This window comes from Azospirillum sp. TSH100 (genome assembly GCF_004923295.1).
In the GTDB taxonomy this organism is placed as follows: domain Bacteria; phylum Pseudomonadota; class Alphaproteobacteria; order Azospirillales; family Azospirillaceae; genus Azospirillum.
In genome coordinates this window covers 734,476-756,542 of the sequence record NZ_CP039634.1, presented here as the reverse complement: position 1 = coordinate 756,542, position 22,067 = coordinate 734,476, and the positions used below count along the sequence as shown (strand labels likewise).

Below are 22,067 nucleotides of genomic sequence, written 5' to 3'. Positions count from 1 at the left end.
CCTTGAGTGATGCGGCGGAGAGAATGGCCGGGCCGGCGCTCACTCCGTGTTCAGACGCTCGCGAAGCTGCTTGCCGGTCTTGAAGAAAGGGATGCATTTCTCGCCGACGTCAACCGATTCTCCGGTCCGGGGGTTGCGACCCGTTCGCGCGTCCCGCTTCTTGATGGAGAAGGCGCCGAAGCCTCGCAACTCCACCCGGTCGCCACGCGCCAGCGCCTCGGTGATCTCGTCGAAGATGGTGCCGACGATCTTCTCGATGTCGCGCTGGTAGAGGTGCGGGTTCCGCTCCGCCAGCCGTTGGATCAGTTCCGACTTGGTCATGATCGTTGACGTTCCCCCATTCGATGCGGGCGCTTATGGTCGGACCGCGCCGCGCTTGGACAGCAGCGTGCCACCGGCAGCATAAGGCGTCAAGCCCCACCCGCGGTGCTAAACCGTTACGGCACAATCGTTTTTCCGGACGGTGGAAGGCGTTCTGCCACCAATGACCAGGCTCCGGCCAAATGCGCGGGCGGCAATCTCCGGCATGGTTCATGACGGAAATTTGAAAGCAATCAACGGCTTCGCGAAAGAAAGTCCGGCCGCGGCTCAGGCTCCGCTCAGCCGGGTCCCTTCCAGGATGGCGCCTTCCAGGACGGCCGACGAGCGGTCGCAGCCGGTCAGGTCGGCCAGGGTCAGGTCGCTGCCCTTCAGGTTGGTCTGGCTCAGCGAGGCGCCGGCCAGCCGCGCCCGCACCAGCGACGCGCGCATCACCTTGGCTCCGGCACTGACCAGCAGCATTCCCAGGTTGGCGCCGTCCAGCCGGCTGTCGATCAGGATGGCGCGGTCCAGCTTCACCCCGCGCAGGTCGGCGCGGCTGAGATCGGCGGAGCGCAGGTCGGCGCCGTCGAACTGGGCGGCCTGCAGCTGGGCTCCGTTCAGCCGGGCATGGCGCAGACGGGCGCCGCTGCCCTTGGCCAGGGTCAGGATCTTGCCCGTCAGATCCGCCCCTTCCAGGTTCAGCCCGGTGAGGTCGAGCTGGCAGCCCTGCTTGCCGCTGGTGCCAAGCCAGATCATGTGCTGGCGCAGCATGCTGTCCAACTGCTCCACCGGCAGGGCCGGCAGCTCGGCGGCGGTCTCCTCCTCGGGCTCCGGATCGGGGGCAGGAGGCTGGGATGCCACCTGACGGGCGACGTGAGCCTGCTCGTCGGTGCGGATCGCCAGTTCCAGACCGGCCTCGTCCAGGCTTGCCCCCTCCAGGATGGCGCCGCGCAGATCGGACCCGTTGAGGTCCGCCCCACGCAGATCGGCGCCGGAGAAATTGGCGTCGCGCAGATCGGTGCGGTCCAGCCGGGCGCCGGCCAGCCGGGTGTTCGTGAAGTCCGCCGCCCGCGCGAAGCTGCCGGACAGCTTGGCCCGCGCCATGTCGGCGTTGGTCAGCCGGGCCGACGCCATGTCGGCCGGGCCGGGATCGAATCCCACCACCTTCAGTTCGCCGGCGCTGTTGCGGTTGACCATGCTGCCGTCGCGCAGGTCGACCTCCACCATGGTGGCGCCGTCGAGCTTGGCGCCGCGAACATTGGCGCCGCGCATGTCGGTGCGGAACAGCCGCGCCTCCGACAGGTCGGCCCCGCGCAGATCGGCACCATAGAGGTCGGCATGGTCCAGCACGGTGCCGCGCAGATCGGCGTCACGGAGGATGGCGCCGGCCAGATGGGCGCCTGTCAGGTTGCGGCCGGCCAGCGACAGGCCGGACAGGTCGAAGAAGGGCAGGTTGGCGCGGGCGCCGTTCGGACGCCCTTCAGCGAATCGGACATGGCGCTCGCACACGCGGTCGAGCTGGTCCTGGGTCAGGCGGATGCGGGATTTGCCGTCTTGCGCCATGGCCGGTCACGCGAACAGGGCGTCGATGTCGGCCTGGGAGATCGCACCGCCTCCATCGCCGCCCGGATCGGCAGGCGGTGGGGGCGGCGGGGGGGCCGGCTTCGCGACGGGGGGAGGGGGAGGCGGCGGGGGTGGAGGAGGGGAGGGGGCCACGTCGGTCGGCAACGGTTCCGCCCGTTCCGCCACGCCCGGCACGCTGTCGAACAGCGCGTCGATGGCGTCCTGGCTGACCTCCGGCCCGCCCAGCTGCGGCCCGTTCAGCAGATGCGCGTCCGGCCGGGTGTCGCCCAGCTTGCGGTGCGAGGACACCTCGCCCGACGTGTTCTGCTGGGAATCGGCAACGGCCAGCCGCTCGACACCCCAGATCTCGATCATCGTGTTCACGCGCTCTTCGATGTAGCGCAGCGTGTTGACGACCTTGGTGGTGCGCTGGCCGGTGATGTCCTGGAAGGAACAGGCGGTCATGACCTCGATGCACCACGCCTCGATCGCGTCGATCCGTTCGGCCAGATCGGCGTCGTCGCGCGGGATCGACATGGTGATTTCCTGGATCTTCTCCGTCGCGTTCAGAATGTCGGTGGTGGCGCGTTCGGTTGCGGCGACGATCTCGTCCAGCTCGCCGGTCGCCGCCTCGATCCGGTTCGATCCGGTATCGGTCGCCTTCAGGGCGGCGATGTCGCTGCGCGCCTCGCGCACCACCTGGGTGATGGCGGTCAGCTCCTGCTGGATGCGCGGATCCTCGCCGGGAGCGAAGGCGGTGAAGGCGCTGGGCGAGGTGCCGCTCAGCCGGTCGACCTGGGTTTCCAGCTTGTCGACCAGCCGGTGGAACTCGTCCGAGGCGACGACGCGGCTGCGCCGGTCGCGCATGCGCAGGAAGGCCCGGCCCCGCGCGGTCTGCGACAGGGCCTCCTCCATCTGCAGATACTCTTGCTCGGTCAGTTCGAGCAGTGACCCGCCGCTCATTGCGCTCAACCCGTTCTCGACGGACATGCCTTCATGGCAAGCCCGTGGTGCTGCGTCGACCTTGTCCTATAGCATCGAATTTCTTTACCGGGAGTTTCCGCCGGGTCAGCGTTATCCTCGATCCCGACGGGCCGAAGCCGGCGGGAGGCGCCGGCGGGAGGCATCGGGGGGACCCAGGCGGCTGGCGGGCTTGAACCACATTCGGTCTTGTCCCAAATCAGCCCGGTCGAAGACAATCCCCACAAGAAATTCCCAGCAGGAAAGGAACAGGCAATGAAGATGGCGGTGCGCCCGGTGGTGTTTGCGGCGGCGGTCGGGATGGCGGCGCTGGCCGGCGGCGCGCTGGTGGCACCGGCCGACTCGGCGCTGGGCCGGGCCGGCTCCGCCATCGGATTCGGCGCCTCGCCGGCGGAAGCGGCACTTCCCTTGGGTGCGGTCGGCGGTGGCACGATCGCCCCGATGCTGGAGCAGGTGACGCCGGCCGTCGTCAACATCTCGGTGCTGAGCCAGGCGCCTCAGGCGGAAAATCCGCTGCTGCGCGACCCGTTCTTCCGCCGCTTCTTCAACCTGCCGGACCAGATGCCGCAGTCCAAGCCGCAGGTCAGTGCCGGCTCGGGGGTGATCGTCGATGCCCGCAACGGCTATGTCGTCACCAACAACCATGTGGTGGAGAACGCGCAGGAGATCGCGGTCACCCTGAAGGACCGCCGCCGCCTGCGCGCCAAGCTGATCGGCCGCGACGCCGCCACCGACATCGCGCTGTTGCAGATCAAGGCCGAGGGTCTGACCGCGCTGACGATCGGCGACTCGGACCGCGCCAAGGTCGGCGATTTCGTCGTCGCCATCGGCAACCCCTTCGGCCTGGGGCAGACGGTGACCTCCGGCATCGTCTCGGCACTCGGCCGCAGCGGTCTGAAGATCGAGGGGTACGAGGACTTCATCCAGACCGATGCCTCGATCAATCCCGGCAATTCCGGCGGCGCGCTGGTCAATTTCCAGGGTGAGCTGATCGGCATCAACACTGCCATCATCGGCCCGGCCGGCGGCTCGGTCGGAATCGGATTCGCCGTCCCGGTCAGCATCGTACGGTCGGTGATGGAACAGCTGCGCGAATATGGCGAGGTGCGGCGCGGCCGGCTGGGCGTCGCCATCCAGGATCTGACGCCCGACCTCGCGGAAAGTCTGAGCCTGAAGGGCGATGAAGGCGCGCTGATCGCCAAGATCGAGCGCGGATCGCCGGCCGACAGCGGCGGACTGCGCAGCGGCGACGTGGTGGTCGCGGTCGATGGACGGCCCATCCGCAGCGCCACCGACTTCCGCAACCGGATCGGTCTTCTGCGCGTCGGCACGCCGGTGCAGTTGACGGTGGTGCGCGAGGGCGGGCAAAAGTCGGTTACCGTCCGCACCCAGCGCTGATGCAAGCCCACCCGTGAGGAGCCACCCCGTACCGGCATGATGCGTTCCACCCCTCCCCGCCGTCCGGCCGCTCCGCCGGCGCCCACGCCCGGCCGCAGCGCGGCCCAGCGCCAGCGCGAGATCGCGACGCTGCTGATGCGGCTCGACGCCATGCTGAAGCAGTCGGCGGAGCTGGCCCAGACGGCGCGCGAGCGGGTGTCGGTCGGCGGGCTGGCCCGCTACCGCCGCTTCAGCCGTCGGGTGCGCGATTTCTTCGCGCTGGCCGCCCTGACCCAGGAACGGCTGGATGCGGCACCGGACGAGATGGAGGATCTGATCGACCCCATGACCACTGCGCTGGAGCGTCTGCACGCCCGCATGGTGGTCCAGTTCGTCGAGGGCAGCGCCGCCTTCTTCTCCAGCTTCGCCCGGGTCAAGGCGCTGCCGATCGGCACCCATGAGATGTGCGGGGTGGAACTGCGCGGCGTCCTGGAGATCCGCAAGTTCCTTGATGACCCGCTCTATGAGGGGGAGCGCGGACAGGCCCTGCGCAGCGAGGCCGACCGCATCGCCGCCCTGATCCGCCGGGTGATGGACCGCATCCCGCCGCTGCCCGATTTCGGTGACGAACCCAGCATCGGCCCGCGCGGCACGCTGAACAGCCCGCTGAAGGGCCCCAACGCCCATCTGCCGCCGGGCCGGACCGCTACCCGCACGGCCGCCGCCCACCCGGCCGCCGCCCATTTGGCCACGGCCCGGCCGGCCGCCATGCCGCCGTCCGCCCCGCCGGCACCGAACCCCAGCACCGAGGTCCGTTCGCTAAGCCTCGACCAGTTCGAGGACGACGAGGAGGAGTAAGCGAGGGAAGGCGGTGGCCGGCACCGCCCCCCTTTGCCCGTTCAGTGACGGTGCTTGCCCTCGTCCGCCGTCAGCGCGCCGACCGCCGCACCGGCGGCCCCGCCCAGCAATCCGCCATAGATCGCACTGCCGCCGGTGACGGCACCGATGGCCGCACCGCCGGCTGCACCGATAGCGCCGCCGGTCAGCGCGCGGTTCTCGCGATGGTTCAGGTTCGAACAGCCGCCGAGCAGCGTCGCGCCGATCAGCAGCGCCATCGTCCCGGTGGTGAATGTCCGCATCGTGGTCTTCATCGGTCTCTTCCTTCAAGCATAGGCACGTCGATAAGCCGACCACCAGCCTGCGGTCAGGCGGGACGAGGTGGCCAAGCTTATGTTTGGTGAGTGGCGCGGCAGCTTGCTGTGACCATTTCGAGGTATCGGTACCACCTGATCGGTTTGGGTTGCCTCTTTCCTGTCAGAAGGGTTTTGGAGATCAGACGAAGGCGTGGCCAAGACGACATCACATCAATTTCCGACATTTCCCTTCTGTAACTATGGTTACCAAAATTTTGGTAAGACCACTTAAATTGTGTACCGGCGTTTACAAATGGACTCAACTTTGTCGATGAAAAACCCCGATGACTTGGTTAGGAGAAAAGCTTCGGGTTCAAAGCATTGTGTGTTTGTTGGGCAAAGATCGTCTCCTGGCCTGGGTTTGGCGACGGGTCGTGAAGAAAGCCCGGCACAAGGAAAATCAGAGATGGCGTTTGACGACACAACATCAGACTGGGGTGACCCATCCCGTCAATCCTCCTCTCCGCCGATGGGGCGGGTCATTGAAATGGCTTTCACCGGCCTGTGGGTCATCCGGTGCCGGGGCGTGCTGCAGGAGGTTGGAGGGCGGCTCTGCTGGCCGGACCGCAGGTCGCTGGAACAGGCGGCGGCAGAGGCCGGCATCCCGCTGTCGGACATCGTCGTCCACACCGGCCGACTCGACCCAGGCCATCGATAGCCGGCCGGCATCGGTCAACCGCCGGTGGCCGACCACGACGGGAGATGGCGGACTCTCCTTCCGGGGGATGGAATCGCGACGAACGGACAGTTGCGCAGGCGGTGGGCTTCTTCCAATATCCGGAGCATCGGTGGACGTCAGAAACGGCTGTTCCGCAATCTCCGCTTCATTGGGGCCTATGGAAGACATCGACCGCCAAAGAACGCTTGCCTATTTCGAAAGGCTCGGAAAAGAGCGGGTGCGACTCTATACCGCCATAGACTGCGACCGCTTTCTTGGCGACTGGCAGGTTCGTGAATTGGCCGATCAATGGCTTGATGCCAAGAATGCCGAAGACGGCACGCACCAGCTGGGATGGCCGTTGCTGCGGCGCCTGCTATCCGACCGTCGCCCCTGACGGTGGCACGCGGGCATAGGCCGGGGCGGGATGGCGCGTAGGCCGCACCGTCGATCCGCATAAAACCATCCTCCCCATCGCTGCCGGAGTCCTGCCCTGTCCTTACCAAGGCGGGATGCCTTTTTCGGCACCTCGCAATAGGCCGTGGCCGCCGCTGCTTCATCACGGGTAGCGTTCGGCGGAACCGTACCCGCCGGACGGTGTTACCGTTTCCGGCTAAGCATGAAGTGGCCGCATCCCGATATGGTTTCCGACACGATGCCGTTGCGCGCGCTGCGTTCCCAATCCTCACCGCTCTACCGGCTGCCCGGTTCGGCGCTGGTCCTGATTGCCTGCACCGCCGCGGTTCTGCTGACCATCGGGCTGTCGGCCGTCTTTGCCTGGCGTGACCGCAACGAGGCGGTCCAGCAGGCGACCGGCGTCGCCGGCAACATCGGGCTGCTGGCGGCCGAACATGCCGCCCGGCTGATCGAGTCGGGCGACCTGCTGCTGACCCAGACGGCGACGCTGGCCGGTCCGCCCGGCACGCCGCTGCCCGACGACGCGGCGACCCGCGACCGTATGGGCCTGCTGGCGGCCAGCGCCCCCCATGTGGTCGGGCTGGAGATCCGTGACGCCGCCAGCGCCCTGCGCCTGTCGACGCTGCCGGACGCCCTACCCGGCGCAGCCCTGCCGGCGTTGAGGCCGGACGGCATGACCATCGGCAGCGGCCGGATGGGCGGTCGGATGGGTGGGCGCGCGGTGGTGTTCCTGGCGCAGCCGCTGCCGGGTGGTTCCGCCGGTGCCAGACCACGCGGCTGGGCGACGGCCGGTCTCGACGCGCGGGCCTTCCGCGACGTCTACCGCTCGCTCGACGTCGGCTATGGCCACAGCATCTCCATCCTTCAGCCGGACGGCACGCCGCTGCTGCGCGAGCCGGAGGGCGGCGGCACCATAGGTGGGACTGCCGGGGACGAGGTCGGCAGCCATGCCGACGACATCACCGTGACCCGCCCGGTCGGCGACACCGGCCTGTCGGCCATGGTGACCATCGCCACCGGCAGCGTGCTGCGGCGCTGGAGCGAGCGGCTGTGGATCTATGCCGCCTTTGCCGCCGCGGCCTGCGCCACCGTCGCGGTGATCGGCGCGCTCGCCATCCAGCGTGCCCGGCGCGAGCGTGAGGCCGAGGATGCCCTGCAACACGCCTACGACACGCTGGAGGAGCATGTCCACCAGCGCACTGCCCAGTTGGAGCGTGCCAACGCCCAGCTGGAAGCCGCGGTAACCGACAAGGAGGTGCTGCTGAAGGAGGTTCAGCACCGGGTGAAGAACAACCTTCAGGTCATTTGCAGCCTGCTGCGCCTGCAAGCCGCCCGGATCGATGAGCGGGCGCGTCGTGGCTTCGACGAAAGCCTGCGCCGCATCCAGACCATGAGCCTGCTGCACGAACTTCTCCATCGCTCGACCGAGCCGGCGCACATCAACTTCGCCGACGCGCTGCGCCAGATGTGCGACGGGCTGGTCCGCTCCGACAACCCGACCGCCGCCCGGCTGGAACTGGAGGCACAGGACTGGATCGTCGATGCCGACCGCGCCACGCCCCTGGCAATCGCCACCAGCGAACTGGTGTCCAACGCGCTGCTGCACGCCTTTCCACATGGCCATCCCGGCACCGTGCGCGTGCTGCTGGAGCGTGAGGAGAACGGCATGCGGCTGGTCGTGCGTGACGACGGCGTCGGTCTGCCCGCCGGCATGCCGAGCCAGCACAAGCGTCCTGTGCGCGGCGGCGCCAGCAGCGGCCTGGGCCTCAATCTGGTGCAGGCGCTGTCGCACCAAGCCGGTGCCACGCTGAAGATCGAGCGCGACGGCGGCACCATCTTCACCCTGACCATCCCCAACCTGCCGGTGCGCCAGCACGCCAAGACCGCGGCGTAAGGGAGGTGCGGGCTGCACATGAAATGGGCCTCCCCATCCTGCCGGACGGGGAGGCCCTGACGCTTTGACCGAACCGCTGCGAGAGCGGCGCCGCGGCTACTCCAGCATGCTGCGCAGCATCCAGGCGGTCTTGTCGTGGATTTGCAGACGTTGGGTCAGCAGGTCGGCGGTCGGCTCGTCGCTGCCCTTCTCGGCCAGCGGGAAGACGCTGCGGATGGTGCGGGCGGCAGCCTCGTGGCCTTCGACCAGCTGGCGGATCATGTCGTTCGCCTTCGGCACGCCCGCCTCTTCCTTGATGGAGGCCAACTGCGCGAACTGCGAGAAGCTGCCCGGCGCCGGATAACCCAGAGCGCGGATGCGCTCGGCGATCTCGTCCAGCGCGGTCCACAGCTCCGTGTACTGGGTCATGAACATCGTGTGGAGCGTGTTGAACATCGGACCGGTGACGTTCCAGTGGAACGAATGGGTCTTGATGTAGAGCGCGAAGGTGTCGGCCAGAACCTTGTTCAGCCCTTCGGCGATGGATTTGCGGTCTGCGTCCGAGATCCCGATGTCGATCTTCATACTTCGATCCTTCTTGTTGGGTCCAGCATCATACCCCGGCACTGGCGCCGCCGTCAGCAGCCGGCGCCCCGCGGTCCCGGCACAACAGCTTGGGCGCAGGCGGGTCGTTTCAAGTACGATGCGACCAAACTTCGCGGCCGGATTTCGCAGGTGAGCGATGCGGCTCCGGCATATGCCCCGTCAGCCCGCCCCCTTCAGCCCGCCCGCAGCCGGCCGATGAAGTGGGTCACCTCGCGGTTCAGCGTCACCGCCTGACCGTCCAGCAGTTCCGCGGCGCGCAGCACCTCGCCGGCGGCGGTGCCGGTCTCGCCGGCGCTGGTCGACACTGTGGCGATGGTCTGCGAGACCTCGGAGGTGCCGGCGGCGGCCTCCTGCACGTTGCGGGTGATCTCCTGGGTGGCGGCGGCCTGCTGTTCCATCGCGCCGGCGATGGAGCCGACGATTTCGTCGATGCCGACCACCGTCTCGCCGACCCCCTTGATCGCGGTGACGGCGGCCCCGGTCACCTCCTGCATGGTGGCGATCTGGGTGCCGATCTCCTCGGTCGCCTTGGCGGTCTGGGTCGCGAGGTTCTTCACCTCGCTCGCCACCACGGCGAAGCCCTTGCCCGCCTCGCCGGCGCGGGCCGCCTCGATGGTGGCGTTGAGCGCCAGCAGGTTGGTCTGGGCGGCGATGGAGTTGATCAGCCCGACGATCTCGCCGATGCGGTGGGCGGCGTCGGAGAGGCCGACGACATGGGCGTTGGTCTCCTCCACCGCCCGCACGGCGCCGCGCACCATGTCGAAGGACCGGCGGACCTGATCGCCGATCTCGGCGATCGAGGCCGACATCTCTTCCGTCGCGGCGGCGGCGGTCTGGACGCTGGCGCCGGCCTGGGCGCTGGCGGCGGCGACGGTGGCGGCCTGCCGGTTGGCGCTGTTGGCCCGTTCCAGCATGCCGGCGGCGTTGCTGCGGACCTGATGGGCGCCGGAGCCGACCAACTGCACCACTTCGGCCACGCGGGCCTCGAACAGGTCGGCCAGTTCCTGGATGGCGCGGCGCTTCTCCGCCTCGGCCTCCGCCTTCTGGCGCTGCTGGTCGGCGGTCAGCCGCTCCACCTCACGGGCGTTCGTCTGGAACACCTCCAGCGCGCGGGCCATTGCGCCGATCTCGTTGCGCATCCAGCCGCCCTCGACCACCGTGTCGAGCTTTCCGGCGGCCAGATCGGCCGTGTTGCTCGACAGCCTTTGCAGCGGCCGGGTGATCGAGCGGGCGAGCAGCAGCCCTGCCGCCATCATCGCCAGCAGCAGTCCGGCCATCACCAGCGCGAAATCGCGGCGCGCCGAGGCGGCGGCATCGCGGGTGGCCTGGGTGGCGGCGGCGGTGGAACGGCCGATGGCCGCCTGCGTCTCCATCACCTTCGCGGTCAGGGCAGCGAACTGGTCGTCGGTGTGGGCCATCATCGGGATGCCGATCAGGCGGTCGATCGCCGCCATCTGGTTCATCTCGTCGACCGCCTTGGCATAGGCGCCGATCCGCACCGACACCTCGTCCAGCATCGCCCGCTCCGCTTCGGCCAACGGCATGGCGCGCAATTCCGCGATGGCGGTGCGTGCCTTGCCCAGGTTGGCGGCGATGGCGTCGCGCATCGCCTGGAGCTTCGCCTCCTCGATGCCGGAGCCCGACAATGCCAGATGGCGGGACACGTCGCTGTGGATGACATAGGCGATGGCGACCAGCCGGTCGATGCGGCCCAGCCGTTCCGCCGCTTCGCCGTGGATGGCGTTCACGGCACCCAGGGCCTGTTCCGACTGGCGGTCGGCCAGCACCAGTGCCGCCACCGTCAGGACAATCCCCATCAGGGGTGCTGCGAACACACGGCCTGCCACAGGCAGACCGGACAGACGCGCAAAGACACCGCCGCTCATGCTCACCCCCAACAGCTCCGCCCCAACGGCTCTATCCGCCGATCACCGTCTTACGCCGCCGTCGTCACTTGTAGATGCCGACATAGGCGACCAGTTCCTGGCCGGGCACGCGCTTCACGTAGGTGATCTTCGGTTCGATCTTGTTGCTGGCGGGGTTCAGCCAGCGATATTCGACCCAGCCCTCGCCCTTGTCCTTGGCGACGGCCAGCACGTCCTGGACGATGAAGCGGCCGTCCGGATCCTTGACGTTGATGACGCTCTGGCCGACGCCGGCCGGGCGTGGCGGATAGACCTTCCAAACGCCGGTGAAGTCGATGACGTTGACGTAGATCTCGCCGTGCTTGAACGGACCGTCGGCGTTGAAGGCCTTTGCGGCTTCGTCCAGGCCCTTGGCGGCGATCAGGTCCGCAGCCTGCAGGGTGATGGACTTGGCGTCCTCCTGCGTCGGCTTGGCCTCCTGGGCGACGGCGGGGGTGGACAGCGGGGCGGAAACGGCAGTCCCCAGGGCAATCAGGACGGCCGTCAGCAAACGGAACCACAGGCGCATGTGCTCTTTCCCCAAAGGATGCGGGGCGGCCGGCGGATGCCGGGCGCCCCAGAGTGCTTTGTCCGGCCGTCATCGCCTTCACGTGCGGCCATTTTCCCGTAAGGCTACTAGCAGAAGGTTTCATGCATTTGTCCGCTGCATTTCGCCGCGATCATACTGCATTGCAGCATAGCAATATTGCGAATGAATGACCCCACCCTGCGCCTTCAGGCGGTATCATATTACATTTGAACGAATTATCCGTGCAGCCCGTGCGGCCGCACGGGGACCAAGCGGGGATGGATCGGCCATCCGGCCGTCTCTGCGGCTTATCGACGCATCGCCGACTGCCGCAGCCTGCGCGTGACGGTTTGCCGCCCCTTTTTTCCGTCGACAGCCGCGTCGTTCGGGTGGAGCATTGAAAGTCCGATGCGGGCGCTCCGCCGGCCCCGGACCCGATGCGCTGTTCCAGCGCCCGTCCGCCGCCGCCCGTCGCCCGGTCCGGACACCGGTATTCCGGAAGTGCCAGGTTTTTAACGTGCCAGTCTGAGAGAGCCATACGCGAACGGGCCGCCCCGGCGGCCGGCGCCGGCGGCCCGATTTCCGGCCCAGGCTCCGTCCCCGGTCACGACAGTCCGAAGCTTCGACGGGAGGTGTGAATGCCGCATACGCAAATCCGGACGGCGCGCTGCGCGGCGCTGGTCGGCCCCTATCTCGCCGGCAAGACGACACTGCTGGAAAGCCTGCTGTTCGCTGCCGGGGCCGTCACCCGCAAGGGCAGCGTGCGTGACGGCAATGCCGTGGGCGACAGTTCGCCGGAGGCGAAGGCCCGGTCAATGAGCACCGAGCTGAATGTCGCCTCCTTCGATTACCTTGGGGAACGCTGGTCGGTCCTGGACTGCCCCGGTTCGGTGGAACTGACGGGGGAGGCGCAGGCGGCGCTGATGGCCGCCGACATCGCCATCGTGGTGGCGGAGGCAGCGCCCGAGAAGGCGGTGCTGCTGGCCCCGCTGTTCAAGGTGCTGGACGATCACCGCATCCCGCACCTGCTGTTCATCAACAAGATCGACACGCTGGGCGATATCAGGGTGCGCGACGTCGTCGCCGCCTATCAGGAGGTCTCGGCCCGCAAGCTGGTGCTGCGCGAGGTGCCGTTGCGCGAGAACGGCCAGATCACCGGGCTGGTCGATCTGGTCAGCGAGCGTGCCTGGCGCTTCAACCCTCACAAGCCTTCCGATCTGGTCGCCCTGCCCGATAGCGCCCGCGACTGGGAGGCCGAGGCCCGGCAGGCCATGCTGGAATCGGCCGCCGACTTCGACGATGGCCTGCTGGAAAAGCTGCTGGAGGACATGGCTCCCGACAGCGCCGAGCTGTACGAGACGCTGGCGCATGAATTGGCCGACGACCTGATCGTCCCCGTTTTCTTCGGGTCGGCGGAGAAGGACAACGGCATCCGCCGCCTGCTGAAGGCCCTGCGGCACGAGGGGCCTGAGGTCGCCACCACCGTGGCCCGTATCGACCTTCACGCCGATACGGCGGCGGTCCAGGTGGTGAAGACGATGATGGGCTCCCATGCCGGCAAGCTCAGCCTCGCCCGCATCTGGCGTGGCACCGTCACCGACGGCATGATATTGGGCGGTGAACGGGTTTCCGGCGTCTTCCAGCTGTTCGGTCGCGACCAGACCAAGGTGCCCCAGGCGGTCGCCGGCGACCTCGTGGCGCTCGGCCGGCTGGAGAAGGCGGCGACCGGCGACCGGCTGACCGAGAAGGCCAACCTTGGCCCGCCCGCCGACTGGCCGGCCGCCGCTCCGCCGGTGCACGGGCTGGCGCTCCGTGCCGAGAACCGCAATGACGAGGTGAAGCTGTCCGCAGCATTGCAGAAGCTGCGGGAGGAGGATCCGTCCCTGACGCTCGACCAGTCGGCCGAGACCGGCGAGCTGGTGCTGTGGGGCCAGGGCGACGTGCATCTGAAGCTGGCGATAGACCGGCTGCGCAGCCGTTTCAACGTCGCGGTGAAGGGCCAGCCGCCCCAGGTCCCCTACAAGGAGACGATCCGCAAGGGCACCAGCCACCATGCCCGTTTCAAGCGCCAGACCGGCGGCCACGGCCAGTTCGCCGACATCCATGTCGAGATCCGGCCGCTGCCGCGGGGGGCGGGCATCCAGTTCGAGGACGGGGTGGTCGGCGGCGCCGTGCCGCGCCAGTATATCCCGGCGGTGGAGGCGGGCGTCCGCGAGGCTTCGGTGCGCGGGCCGCTGGGTTTTCCGGTGGTGGATTTCGCGGTGACGCTGACCGGCGGTCAGTTCCATGCCGTCGACAGCTCCGACATGGCCTTCAAGACGGTGGCACGGCAGGCGATGGCCGATGCGCTGCCGACATGCGAGCCGGTTCTGCTGGAGCCGATCCTGACCGTCACCATCGCGGTGCCCAGCGCCTTCACGCCCAAGGTGCAGCGTCTGGTCAGCGGCCGGCGCGGCCAGCTGCTGGGCTTCGACGCGCGGCCGGGCTGGCCCGGCTGGGACGAGGTCAAGGCGTGCATGCCACAGGCCGACATGCAGGATCTGATCGTCGAGCTGCGGTCTCTGACCTTTGGCGTCGGCAGCTACAGCGCCGAATTCGAGCGGCTTCAGGAGGTGGTCGGCAAGGCGGCCGACCGGGCGGTGGAAATCCGCCGGGACCTGCTGGCGGCGCAATAGGCGGTTGGACGCTCCACCGCCCGGCTGGCGGGCGGTGGAGCCGGCCCCTCTATCAACCTCGGCATTTCACCGTGCGTCGGCGGCTGCGAACTCCTTGACCTTGGTCTTCAGCAGATCGAAGGTCCCGCTCAGGTTGTTGGCGGAAGACAGAACCTCGGCGGACATCTCGCCGCTCTTTGCCGCGGCATGGGCGACAGCGTCGATGTGGGCGGCGACCATCCGGGTGCTGTCCGCGACCGACCGCACCCGTTGGGCGATGTCATGCGTGGTTGCCCCCTGCTCTTCGGTGCCGGCGGCGATGGCGGACGAAATCTCGCGAACCTGTGTGATCACCAGCCCGATGTTCTTGATCGCCTCGACCGTTTGCCGGGTCTGGTCCTGAACCAGGGATATCTGACCCGTGATGTCCTCCGTCGCCTTCGCGGTCTGGTTCGCCAGATTCTTGACCTCGCCGGCGACGACGGCGAAGCCCTTGCCGGCCTCTCCGGCGCGGGCGGCCTCGATGGTGGCGTTCAGCGCCAGAAGGTTGGTCTGGCTGGCGATGTCCTGGATCAGCTTGACCACCGTCCCGATCTTGCTGGCGCTTTCCGCCAGCCCCTGGACCATCGCGTCGGCCCGCCCGGTCTCATCCGCCGCCCTGTTGGAGATGCCGGCCGCCTCGCTGATCCGCTGAGCGATCTCGTTGATCGAGCCGGCGAGCTGCCCGGTCGCGGTGGCAACGGCCTGCGTGTCGGCGGACACCTGATTGGCGGAGACGGTCGCCTGCTCCATCTTCTCCTCGCCCTCCTGCGACAGGCCGGACAGGGAATGCGCGATGGTCTGCATGTCGGTGGCCATCGTCGCCGACCGGTTGGCAAGCTCCGACACCTCCTCCGCCAGCATGTGGCTGCGCTGGCGTTCCTCCAGCAGGACGGTCAGATCCTTCCAATAGGTGATGACGTAGTCCTTGCTCCCCTGCTTGCAGGCCACCAGCGTCACCTCCACCGGAACGAGGCTGCCGTCCAGACGGCGATGGTGCCAGTCGAAGCGGACGAAGCCGTCCCTGGCCGCCTTGGTGATGTATTGCACCGCCGCCTCCTGCGACGAGCGCCCGTCCGGCTGCGTCGTCGGCGACAGGGCGGAGGGTTGCATGCCGACGATGTCGTTCCGCGACGTCGCCCGCAGGAAGCGTACGGCAGCCTCGTTGCAGGCGCAGAACCCCTCCATGGTCGCGACCAGGATCGGGTCGGCCGATTTCTCGAACGCCATCAGGCTCATCGAATCTTCGGGAGAGAGGGCGCTCTCGGCCGGAGCGTTCCCCTTTTCCCGGCCCAGCAGCAATCCGACTGTCAGAATTGCCAACCCGACAACCAACGCCAGCCAGAAGCCCCAGCTGGACAGGGCCGCAGGTCCGCTTCCGGCCAGGAGTGCGGCCGGCAAGGCCAGAACGGAAACCACGATACCGACGGCTCGACGGCCATTCAGCGTTTCAACCATTGATACGACCCTTAATGATGTATTTGGCGCACAAATGTTCGCGCAAAAATCCTCAAGGCCGCACTTAGGGAGCTAAAAAGTTAAATAATGAGTAAACGTTCAATTTTCATTCATAAGCTTTGATGTGCTCCAGCCGAAACGGCATGCAGGAAAGAGACGTTGGGATGATCCGCCCCTGGTTCGGCAAAAGAAGCAATTTAACGCTAATTAAAAGAAATTTTTTCTTATGTGCCTGCCTATTCGGGAGCCGACCAACGAATTGCTCCCCGGCAGGCCTGCTGGATATTAAAAACCCGCCGGCGGAAAACCGCCGGCGGGTTTGGAACCATCATCCGGAAGTCCGGACGATCGATCAGCCCAGCTTCTGCTTGGCCATCGCGCCCAGACGCAGACGGAGTGCGTTCAGCTTGATGAAGCCTTCCGCGTCCTTCTGGTTGTAGACGCTGTCCTGCTCGAAGGTCACATAGTCCATCCGGTACAGCGAGTTCGGCGACTTGCGGCCGACGACCGTGACGTTGCCCTTGAACAGCTTCAGGCGGACCGTGCCGTTGACCAGCGACTGGGTCTGGTCGATCAGCGCCTGGATGGCCAGGCGCTCCGGGCTCCACCAATAGCCGCAATAGATCAGCTCGGCGTAACGCGGCATCAGCTCGTCCTTCAGGTGGCCGGCGCCACGGTCGAGCGTGATGCTCTCCATCGCGCGGTGCGCCACCAGCAGGATGCTGCCGCCCGGGGTCTCGTAGACGCCGCGCGACTTCATGCCGACATAGCGGTTCTCGACCAGATCGAGGCGGCCAATGCCGTTCTCGCCGCCCAGCCGGTTCAACTCGGTCAGCAGGGCTGCCGGCGACAGCGCCTTGCCGTCGATGGCGACCGCGTCACCGTTCTTGAACTCGACCTCGATGTAGGTCGGGGTATCCGGCGCCTTTTCCGGGGCGACGGAGCGGGTGTACATGTCCTCATCCGGCTCGATCCACGGATCCTCCAGCGCCTTGCCCTCGTAGGAAATGTGCAGGAGGTTGGCGTCGGTGGAGTAGGGGGCCTCGCCGCGCTTGTCCTTCGCGATCGGAATCTGGTTCTTCTCGGCGTAGTCCAGCAGCGTGGTGCGGCTGTTCAGGGTCCATTCGCGCCACGGCGCGATGACCGTGATGTCGGGCCGCAGGGCGTAGTAGCCCAGCTCGAAACGGACCTGGTCGTTGCCCTTGCCGGTGGCGCCATGGGCGACCGCATCGGCGCCGACCATGTTGGCGATCTCGATCTGGCGCTTGGCGATCAGCGGCCGGGCGATCGAGGTGCCGAGCAGGTAGGTGCCCTCATAGAGCGTGTTGGCGCGGAACATCGGGAAGACGAAGTCGCGCACGAACTCTTCGCGCAGATCGTCGATGAAGATGTTTTCCGGCTTGATGCCCAGAAGCTCGGCCTTCTTGCGGGCGGGCTCCAGCTCCTCGCCCTGGCCGAGGTCGGCGGTGAAGGTCACCACCTCGCAGGAATAGGTCTCCTGCAGCCACTTCAGGATGACCGAGGTGTCGAGGCCGCCCGAATAGGCGAGCACCACTTTCTTGATCTGTTTGCCGGACGCGCCGCTCATGGGACTGCTCTTGCAGTAGAGAAAGGTAAGGCCGCGACCGTACGGCCTTTCCCGCCCGCCTTCAAGCCCCGCCTACTCGATCTTCTCGCCGGGGTAGGTGCCCCAGAAATCGGCGCGCTTCATCCAGCCGCGATAGCCCTTCACGTCGACCTCGCACCACTCGTCGCGGCATTTCTTCAGCGATCCGATGACGCCCGGCTCCGCCCGCGCCACCACGCCGCTGTCGCCGCGCGGAGACTCGTAGATCGCGCGGGTCTGGCCGACGATCAGCACGCCGCGGCGTCCCGACAGCGCGCTCTGGTGCACCCAGCCTTCCGCCCCCTCCCAGTCGCGGATGCGGCGCCAGGTGTCGAATTCCTGGATGATCTCCACCGGCATGTCCTTGCGCTTGAACACCCATTCGATGGGGTAGCTGCCGTTGGGGCCGGAGCGCAGGTTCACCTCGCCGACGCGGACAGTGACGAAGCGGGGAATCGGCAGGCCCGACGCGTGGGTCGGATCCTTGCCTTCCGCCGCCATGGCGGGGGCACCGCAGCCCGCGAAAAACCCCACCCCCAACCCCAGGATCAGGGCCAGAGAGGCAAGGACGGAGCGGCGGACAGGCATGGCGGCACCGGAGCTTGGACAGGGGAAAACCGGGCCGCACTATAGAGACCACCCGTTCGATAGGGCAAGCGCCGCCACCCCTGATTGGAGGGGGAGGGAGGGGGCGAACAGCCTGCCGCAGGACGGCCTTTCGTGACGGACTTCTGGACAGTCCACCGACCGCTTGGTATGGCAACCATGGACCGGAGCAGCCCAGCAAAGATCGTGTGATGCGGGTTGGCCGGGGCAAGGGAGGACCAGCACCGATGACCGACAAGAAGAAGCCGCTCGTTGTCGTCACCCGCAAGCTGCCGGACGTCATCGAGACGCGCATGATGGAGCTGTTCGACACCCGGCTCAATCCGGACGACGTGCCGCTCACCCCCGCCCAGATGCAGGACGCGATGAATGTCGCCGAAGTGCTGGTGCCGACCGTCACCGACCGCATCGACCGCGCGCTGATCGAGGCCGCCGGGCCGCAGCTGCGGCTGATCGCCTCCTTCGGCACCGGCGTCGACCACATCGACCTGAAGGCGGCGCGCGAGCGCGGCATCATCGTCACCAACACCCCCGGCGTCCTGACCGAGGATACCGCCGACATGACCATGGCGCTGCTGCTGGCCACCGCGCGCCGCGTGGCGGAGGGCGAGCGTCTGGTCCGCTCCGGCCAGTGGACCGGCTGGGGCCCGACCACCATGCTGGGCCACCGCATCAGCGGCAAGCGGCTGGGCATCCTCGGCATGGGCCGCATCGGTTCGGCGCTGGCCAAGCGGGCCCGTGCCTTCGGCATGTCGATCCACTACCACAACCGCCGCCGCGTCCATCCGGAGTTGGAGCAGGAGCTGGAGGCGACCTACTGGTCCAGCCTGGACCAGATGCTGGCGCGGATGGACATCGTGTCGATCAACTGCCCGCACACGCCGGCCACCTATCACCTGCTGTCGGAACGCCGGCTGAAGCTGCTGCGCCCGCACTGCTACATCGTCAACACCTCGCGTGGCGAGGTGATCGACGAGGTGGCGCTGACCCGCATGCTGTCGAAGGGCGAGATCGCCGGCGCCGGCCTGGACGTGTTCGAGCATGAACCGGCGGTCAACCCGAAGCTGCTGCGGCTGGACAATGTCGTCCTGCTGCCGCACATGGGCTCCGCCACCATCGAAGGCCGCATCGACATGGGCGAGAAGGTGGTGGTCAACATCAAGACCTTCACCGACGGCCACGCCCCGCCCGACCGCGTGCTCGAAGCGCTGCTGTAGGAAGGAAGCTCCCTTCCCCTTCGACGGGGGAAGGGGCTCGTCAGGATGCGGAGGCTTCCAGCGTGGCGGTCTCCCGCACAGGAACGTCCTGCAATTCGGCCTGCAGCCTTGCCTTGGCGGCCGCAGCCAGCTCCTCGTCGGCCCGGATGCGGACCATATCCTCCGGCGCCACGGCGCCGGCCGCGATCACCAGTTCGGCGAAATCGGACAGATAGACGCTGCCCTTCACGGTGCGCTGGACCAGCACGTTGCGCTTGTCCTCGGCATCGCGCTTGCGCTTGACGAAGCCCAGGACCGACAGGCGGTCGAGCGCGCGGGTCACCGCCGGCTTGGAAATGTTCAGGAGGGATGCCAGACCGCGCACGGTGTGCGGCGGGTCGGTCAGATAGACCTGGAGAAGGATCGCCAATTGCCGCGCCGACAGGTCCGGCGCGTCCTTGCGGACGCTGGCGACCAGCGCGGTGCGCCACAACCCGAGCGCCTTGAGGTTCCGTGCCATGCCTCCCCCCGGAAAGCCGCGTGCGGTTCCGCAACCGCAGCACGCGCCGCGAAGTGTCGCTTACCCGAACGATGCAGGCAAGACTTTCGCGTTCGGGACCTTGCGGTTCCCGGCGGAGGAGATGGCACCGATGCCGGCCTACTTTCCTTCGCGCTTCAGCACCACCGGCTTGGCGGTGCCGGTGACCAGCAGGTTGCCGTCGGCGAGCGGGACGACAGTCATGCTGCCGCCAGCCGACACCGGGGCGAGGCTGACCGCCTGCTTGGCGGCGTTGGCCGCGAGCTTCACCCCGCTGGGGACTTCCTTGGGCTCGAACGTCGCGTCCTCTCCCTGGCCGGCGACGTCATAGCCCACGCATTCGTTGCCGATGCAGATGTTGGCCTCGTCGATGCGCGTCTTTCCGGTGGGGGCGTTGAAGGGCGCATCGTCCGACCCGCCGCCGCTCCAACTCCAGGTGCCGCGCAGCCAATCCGGCAGGCGCGTGTCCTTCTGGACCTCCAGATTGTCGGTGATCAGGCCGATGCCGCCGTTCAGCCCCTGGGCCGCAACAGCCTCCGCAACCTTCCTCGCCTCAGCGGTAGGGACGCCGTAGCGCGTGGCGATCTGCGGAGTCCAGGCCGTCACCGCGGCATCCACCGCGTTGCGCAGGTGGTCGCCCCAGCCGGGGGTGATCCAGCGCGGGTTGGACCAGCCGGCGGTGTCCTTGAGCAGCTGGGCCAGTTGCGGCGCATCGGTACCCTGATCGGCGCCCCGATCGGCGACGAACAGGCGCGGATCGACCGCCGACTTCAGACGGTCGATGCCCATCTGGCGATAGGTGGCGAAGCGGATGGTGCCGGTGCGGTTGGAGGCTGCCTCCAGCATCGGGGCGAGGAGATCGTCGACCGCCTTCCAGGTTGGGGACGCGAGCAGAGCCTTGTCGTCGGGGCAGGCGGGATAGGCGCCGAAATTGTCGCGGTTGCTGCCATAAAGCGGCTCCATCGCCTTCCATGCCGCCGCTCCGCGCTTTTCCATCACCGAACAGGGCCATGCCATCTCCACATCGTCGCTGACGACGCGGAGCGCGGTGAGGAAGCCTTCGTCGGTGGTGAGATCGACGCCGGCCGCGGTCTCACGGGCATAGGAATCCTCGATGCCGGCAATGGCGTCGCGCAGCAGCGCCTCCGCCTTGGCGCGGTCGGGGGACGGGCCGAAGCGCAGCAGATAGGCGCTCCACCCCTTGCCCAGTCCGCCGCGGAGCTCGGCAAGCCGCTTGGTGGCTCCGGCCGGATCGGCGGCGATACCGTCGACGATGGCGGAGACCGCGTCGATCGCCTTCGGCATCAGGTCGGACAGTGCCTTGCGCCGGGCATCCATCACCGGACCGAGGCAGGTGCCGGGGGACGCAGCGGTCGTGCATTGATTGCGCTGGGCCAGCCATGCCCGCTGCTCCGTCCGCAGCCGGTCACGGTCGGCGGCGGGGGACAAATCCTGCAAGGTCTTGTAAAGACCGGCGATCTCCCGGTCGGCGTCTGCCAGATTGGGATCGGCGCAGATCGCCTTCTCCACCGGGGTGGAGGCCGCCTTGCAGTCGAAGGACGGCTCCGCCCGCGCAGAGCCGCCGGCGACCATGATCGAGAGCGCCAGCGCTGCGGCCGCGAGCATCCCGCCGGCAACCGGTTGCTTTCCGTTCTTCTTGTGCATAACTGCCCGGCCCATCATGCCTTCCAGGGACTGTGATCCGCGGAAGATACGGAATCCGCAGCGGCTTGTCTTCTGCGGCCCGGGCAATTGAGAGGAATGCCGCTCAAAGAAACGCCACGGCGACGGCGGCGAAATGGCAGCCGGCGGCGGCCAGCACCATCAGGTGCCAGACGGCGTTGTTGTAGGGCATGCGCTCCATCAGGTGAAAGACGACGCCGACGGTGTAGACCAGCCCGCCGACGATCAGCAGCCATAGGGCGGGGGTGGACAGTGCCGATCCCAGCGGTTCCAGCGCCGTGACCACCGCCCAGCCCAGCCCGAGATAGAGCGTCAGCCCCAGCCGGTTGAACCGTCCCGGGAAGCGCAGCTTCAGCGTGGCGCCGAAGGCGGCTCCTCCCCAGACGGCAGCGCCCAGCCAGATCCCTTGGCCGACCATCCCCTGGCCTATTCCCGGGCCCAGCCCGAGGGTGAAGGGCGTGTAGGTGCCGGCGATCATCACAAAGATCATGGCATGATCGATCCGCCGCAGCATCGCCTTGCCGAATCCGGGCGGGGCGAGGTTGTAGGCGGCCGAGGCCGTCAGCATTCCCACCAGCCCCAGACCATAGATGACCAGCGCCAGCGCCGTATGGATCGGTACGGCACCGGAAAACACACCGGCACTCAGCAGCCAGATGAAACCGGCGACCCCGGAGGTGACGCCGATCGCATGGACGGCGGCATCGGCACGCCGCTCACCGGCGCTGTAGACGGGAAACTGGTGGGCGTCCGGCATTGGCGCACCGCTTCGGTCGACGCAGGGAAGGAGGGTGGCTGCCAGAAAGGAGCCTGCGTCGAACATGGTGTGCCTGCTGCGGCCGCGCCACCGGTCCTGTCCGATGGGGAGACACAGGCGGCAGATGCT

General features: G+C 67.6%; 20 protein-coding genes. 7 read left to right on the top strand and 13 right to left on the bottom strand.

Annotation, left to right across the window (positions count from 1 at the left end; all coding sequences use genetic code 11):
* Positions 1-39 precede the first annotated feature (39 nt).
* The 3 genes from ihfB to E6C72_RS03570 all read right to left on the bottom strand — a co-directional run bounded on the left by ihfB (position 40) and on the right by E6C72_RS03570 (position 2,853).
* Positions 40-321, bottom strand: coding sequence for an integration host factor subunit beta (gene ihfB, locus E6C72_RS03580; RefSeq protein WP_085090428.1), 282 nt, complete (start codon positions 319-321; stop codon positions 40-42).
* A gap of 267 nt (positions 322-588) precedes the next feature.
* Complete coding sequence (locus E6C72_RS03575) at positions 589-1,863, bottom strand: pentapeptide repeat-containing protein (protein ID WP_109443449.1); 1,275 nt, start codon at positions 1,861-1,863, stop codon at positions 589-591.
* Between the two features lie 6 nt (positions 1,864-1,869).
* Complete coding sequence (locus E6C72_RS03570; RefSeq protein WP_247882076.1) at positions 1,870-2,853, bottom strand: hypothetical protein; 984 nt, start codon at positions 2,851-2,853, stop codon at positions 1,870-1,872.
* 246 nt (positions 2,854-3,099) lie between these two features.
* Here E6C72_RS03570 and E6C72_RS03565 point away from each other — a divergent pair, with 246 nt between their 5' ends.
* Positions 3,100-4,242, top strand: a complete 1,143-nt coding sequence (locus E6C72_RS03565) for a Do family serine endopeptidase (RefSeq protein WP_109444004.1) — start codon at positions 3,100-3,102, stop codon at positions 4,240-4,242.
* A gap of 36 nt (positions 4,243-4,278) precedes the next feature.
* On the top strand, positions 4,279-5,079 hold the full coding sequence (locus E6C72_RS03560) for a hypothetical protein (RefSeq protein WP_109444003.1): 801 nt from the start codon (positions 4,279-4,281) through the stop codon (positions 5,077-5,079).
* Positions 5,080-5,120: 41 nt separating this feature from the next.
* On the opposite strand, the gene E6C72_RS03555 is transcribed toward E6C72_RS03560, so the two are convergent.
* Positions 5,121-5,372, bottom strand: coding sequence for a hypothetical protein (locus tag E6C72_RS03555; RefSeq protein ID WP_109444002.1), 252 nt, complete (start codon positions 5,370-5,372; stop codon positions 5,121-5,123).
* A gap of 529 nt (positions 5,373-5,901) precedes the next feature.
* Between E6C72_RS03555 and E6C72_RS31670 the strand changes: the two genes are divergently transcribed.
* From E6C72_RS31670 to E6C72_RS03545, 3 genes are all read left to right on the top strand, one after another.
* Complete coding sequence (locus tag E6C72_RS31670; RefSeq protein ID WP_158280234.1) at positions 5,902-6,072, top strand: hypothetical protein; 171 nt, start codon at positions 5,902-5,904, stop codon at positions 6,070-6,072.
* Between the two features lie 178 nt (positions 6,073-6,250).
* Positions 6,251-6,469, top strand: coding sequence for a hypothetical protein (locus E6C72_RS03550; RefSeq protein WP_136700649.1), 219 nt, complete (start codon positions 6,251-6,253; stop codon positions 6,467-6,469).
* 243 nt (positions 6,470-6,712) lie between these two features.
* Positions 6,713-8,383, top strand: a complete 1,671-nt coding sequence (locus E6C72_RS03545) for a sensor histidine kinase (RefSeq protein ID WP_109444006.1) — start codon at positions 6,713-6,715, stop codon at positions 8,381-8,383.
* A 96-nt stretch (positions 8,384-8,479) separates the two neighbouring features.
* Here the strand turns inward: E6C72_RS03545 and E6C72_RS03540 are convergent, their stop codons facing one another.
* The 3 genes from E6C72_RS03540 to E6C72_RS03530 all read right to left on the bottom strand — a co-directional run bounded on the left by E6C72_RS03540 (position 8,480) and on the right by E6C72_RS03530 (position 11,401).
* The gene (locus E6C72_RS03540; protein WP_109444000.1) at positions 8,480-8,947 is read right to left on the bottom strand and encodes a Dps family protein; all 468 of its coding nucleotides are present in this window, start codon (positions 8,945-8,947) and stop codon (positions 8,480-8,482) included.
* A gap of 194 nt (positions 8,948-9,141) precedes the next feature.
* Positions 9,142-10,803 (bottom strand): methyl-accepting chemotaxis protein, encoded by a 1,662-nt coding sequence (locus tag E6C72_RS03535; protein WP_247882075.1) that lies wholly within the window; start codon positions 10,801-10,803, stop codon positions 9,142-9,144.
* Between the two features lie 115 nt (positions 10,804-10,918).
* The gene (locus E6C72_RS03530) at positions 10,919-11,401 is read right to left on the bottom strand and encodes a cache domain-containing protein (RefSeq protein ID WP_109443511.1); all 483 of its coding nucleotides are present in this window, start codon (positions 11,399-11,401) and stop codon (positions 10,919-10,921) included.
* A gap of 638 nt (positions 11,402-12,039) precedes the next feature.
* On the opposite strand from E6C72_RS03530, the gene E6C72_RS03525 reads away from it, so the two are divergent.
* Positions 12,040-14,076 carry an elongation factor G gene (locus E6C72_RS03525; RefSeq protein ID WP_109443512.1) on the top strand — a complete coding sequence of 679 codons (2,037 nt, stop codon included), beginning with the start codon at positions 12,040-12,042 and terminating at the stop codon, positions 14,074-14,076.
* 66 nt (positions 14,077-14,142) lie between these two features.
* On the opposite strand, the gene E6C72_RS03520 is transcribed toward E6C72_RS03525, so the two are convergent.
* The 3 genes from E6C72_RS03520 to E6C72_RS03510 all read right to left on the bottom strand — a co-directional run bounded on the left by E6C72_RS03520 (position 14,143) and on the right by E6C72_RS03510 (position 17,746).
* Entirely contained in the window at positions 14,143-15,552 is a 1,410-nt protein-coding gene (locus tag E6C72_RS03520) for a methyl-accepting chemotaxis protein (RefSeq protein WP_109443513.1), read from the bottom strand.
* A 352-nt stretch (positions 15,553-15,904) separates the two neighbouring features.
* Positions 15,905-17,140 carry an argininosuccinate synthase gene (locus tag E6C72_RS03515; RefSeq protein ID WP_109443514.1) on the bottom strand — a complete coding sequence of 412 codons (1,236 nt, stop codon included), beginning with the start codon at positions 17,138-17,140 and terminating at the stop codon, positions 15,905-15,907.
* A 72-nt stretch (positions 17,141-17,212) separates the two neighbouring features.
* Positions 17,213-17,746 (bottom strand): SH3 domain-containing protein, encoded by a 534-nt coding sequence (locus tag E6C72_RS03510; RefSeq protein WP_247875997.1) that lies wholly within the window; start codon positions 17,744-17,746, stop codon positions 17,213-17,215.
* 245 nt (positions 17,747-17,991) lie between these two features.
* On the opposite strand from E6C72_RS03510, the gene E6C72_RS03505 reads away from it, so the two are divergent.
* On the top strand, positions 17,992-18,981 hold the full coding sequence (locus tag E6C72_RS03505; protein WP_109443516.1) for a D-glycerate dehydrogenase: 990 nt from the start codon (positions 17,992-17,994) through the stop codon (positions 18,979-18,981).
* 40 nt (positions 18,982-19,021) lie between these two features.
* On the opposite strand, the gene E6C72_RS03500 is transcribed toward E6C72_RS03505, so the two are convergent.
* The 3 genes from E6C72_RS03500 to E6C72_RS03490 all read right to left on the bottom strand — a co-directional run bounded on the left by E6C72_RS03500 (position 19,022) and on the right by E6C72_RS03490 (position 22,004).
* Positions 19,022-19,480 carry a MarR family transcriptional regulator gene (locus E6C72_RS03500; RefSeq protein ID WP_109443517.1) on the bottom strand — a complete coding sequence of 153 codons (459 nt, stop codon included), beginning with the start codon at positions 19,478-19,480 and terminating at the stop codon, positions 19,022-19,024.
* 138 nt (positions 19,481-19,618) lie between these two features.
* Entirely contained in the window at positions 19,619-21,124 is a 1,506-nt protein-coding gene (locus E6C72_RS03495) for a lysozyme inhibitor LprI family protein (protein WP_109443524.1), read from the bottom strand.
* A gap of 142 nt (positions 21,125-21,266) precedes the next feature.
* Complete coding sequence (locus E6C72_RS03490; protein WP_199228915.1) at positions 21,267-22,004, bottom strand: hemolysin III family protein; 738 nt, start codon at positions 22,002-22,004, stop codon at positions 21,267-21,269.
* Positions 22,005-22,067 lie beyond the last annotated feature (63 nt).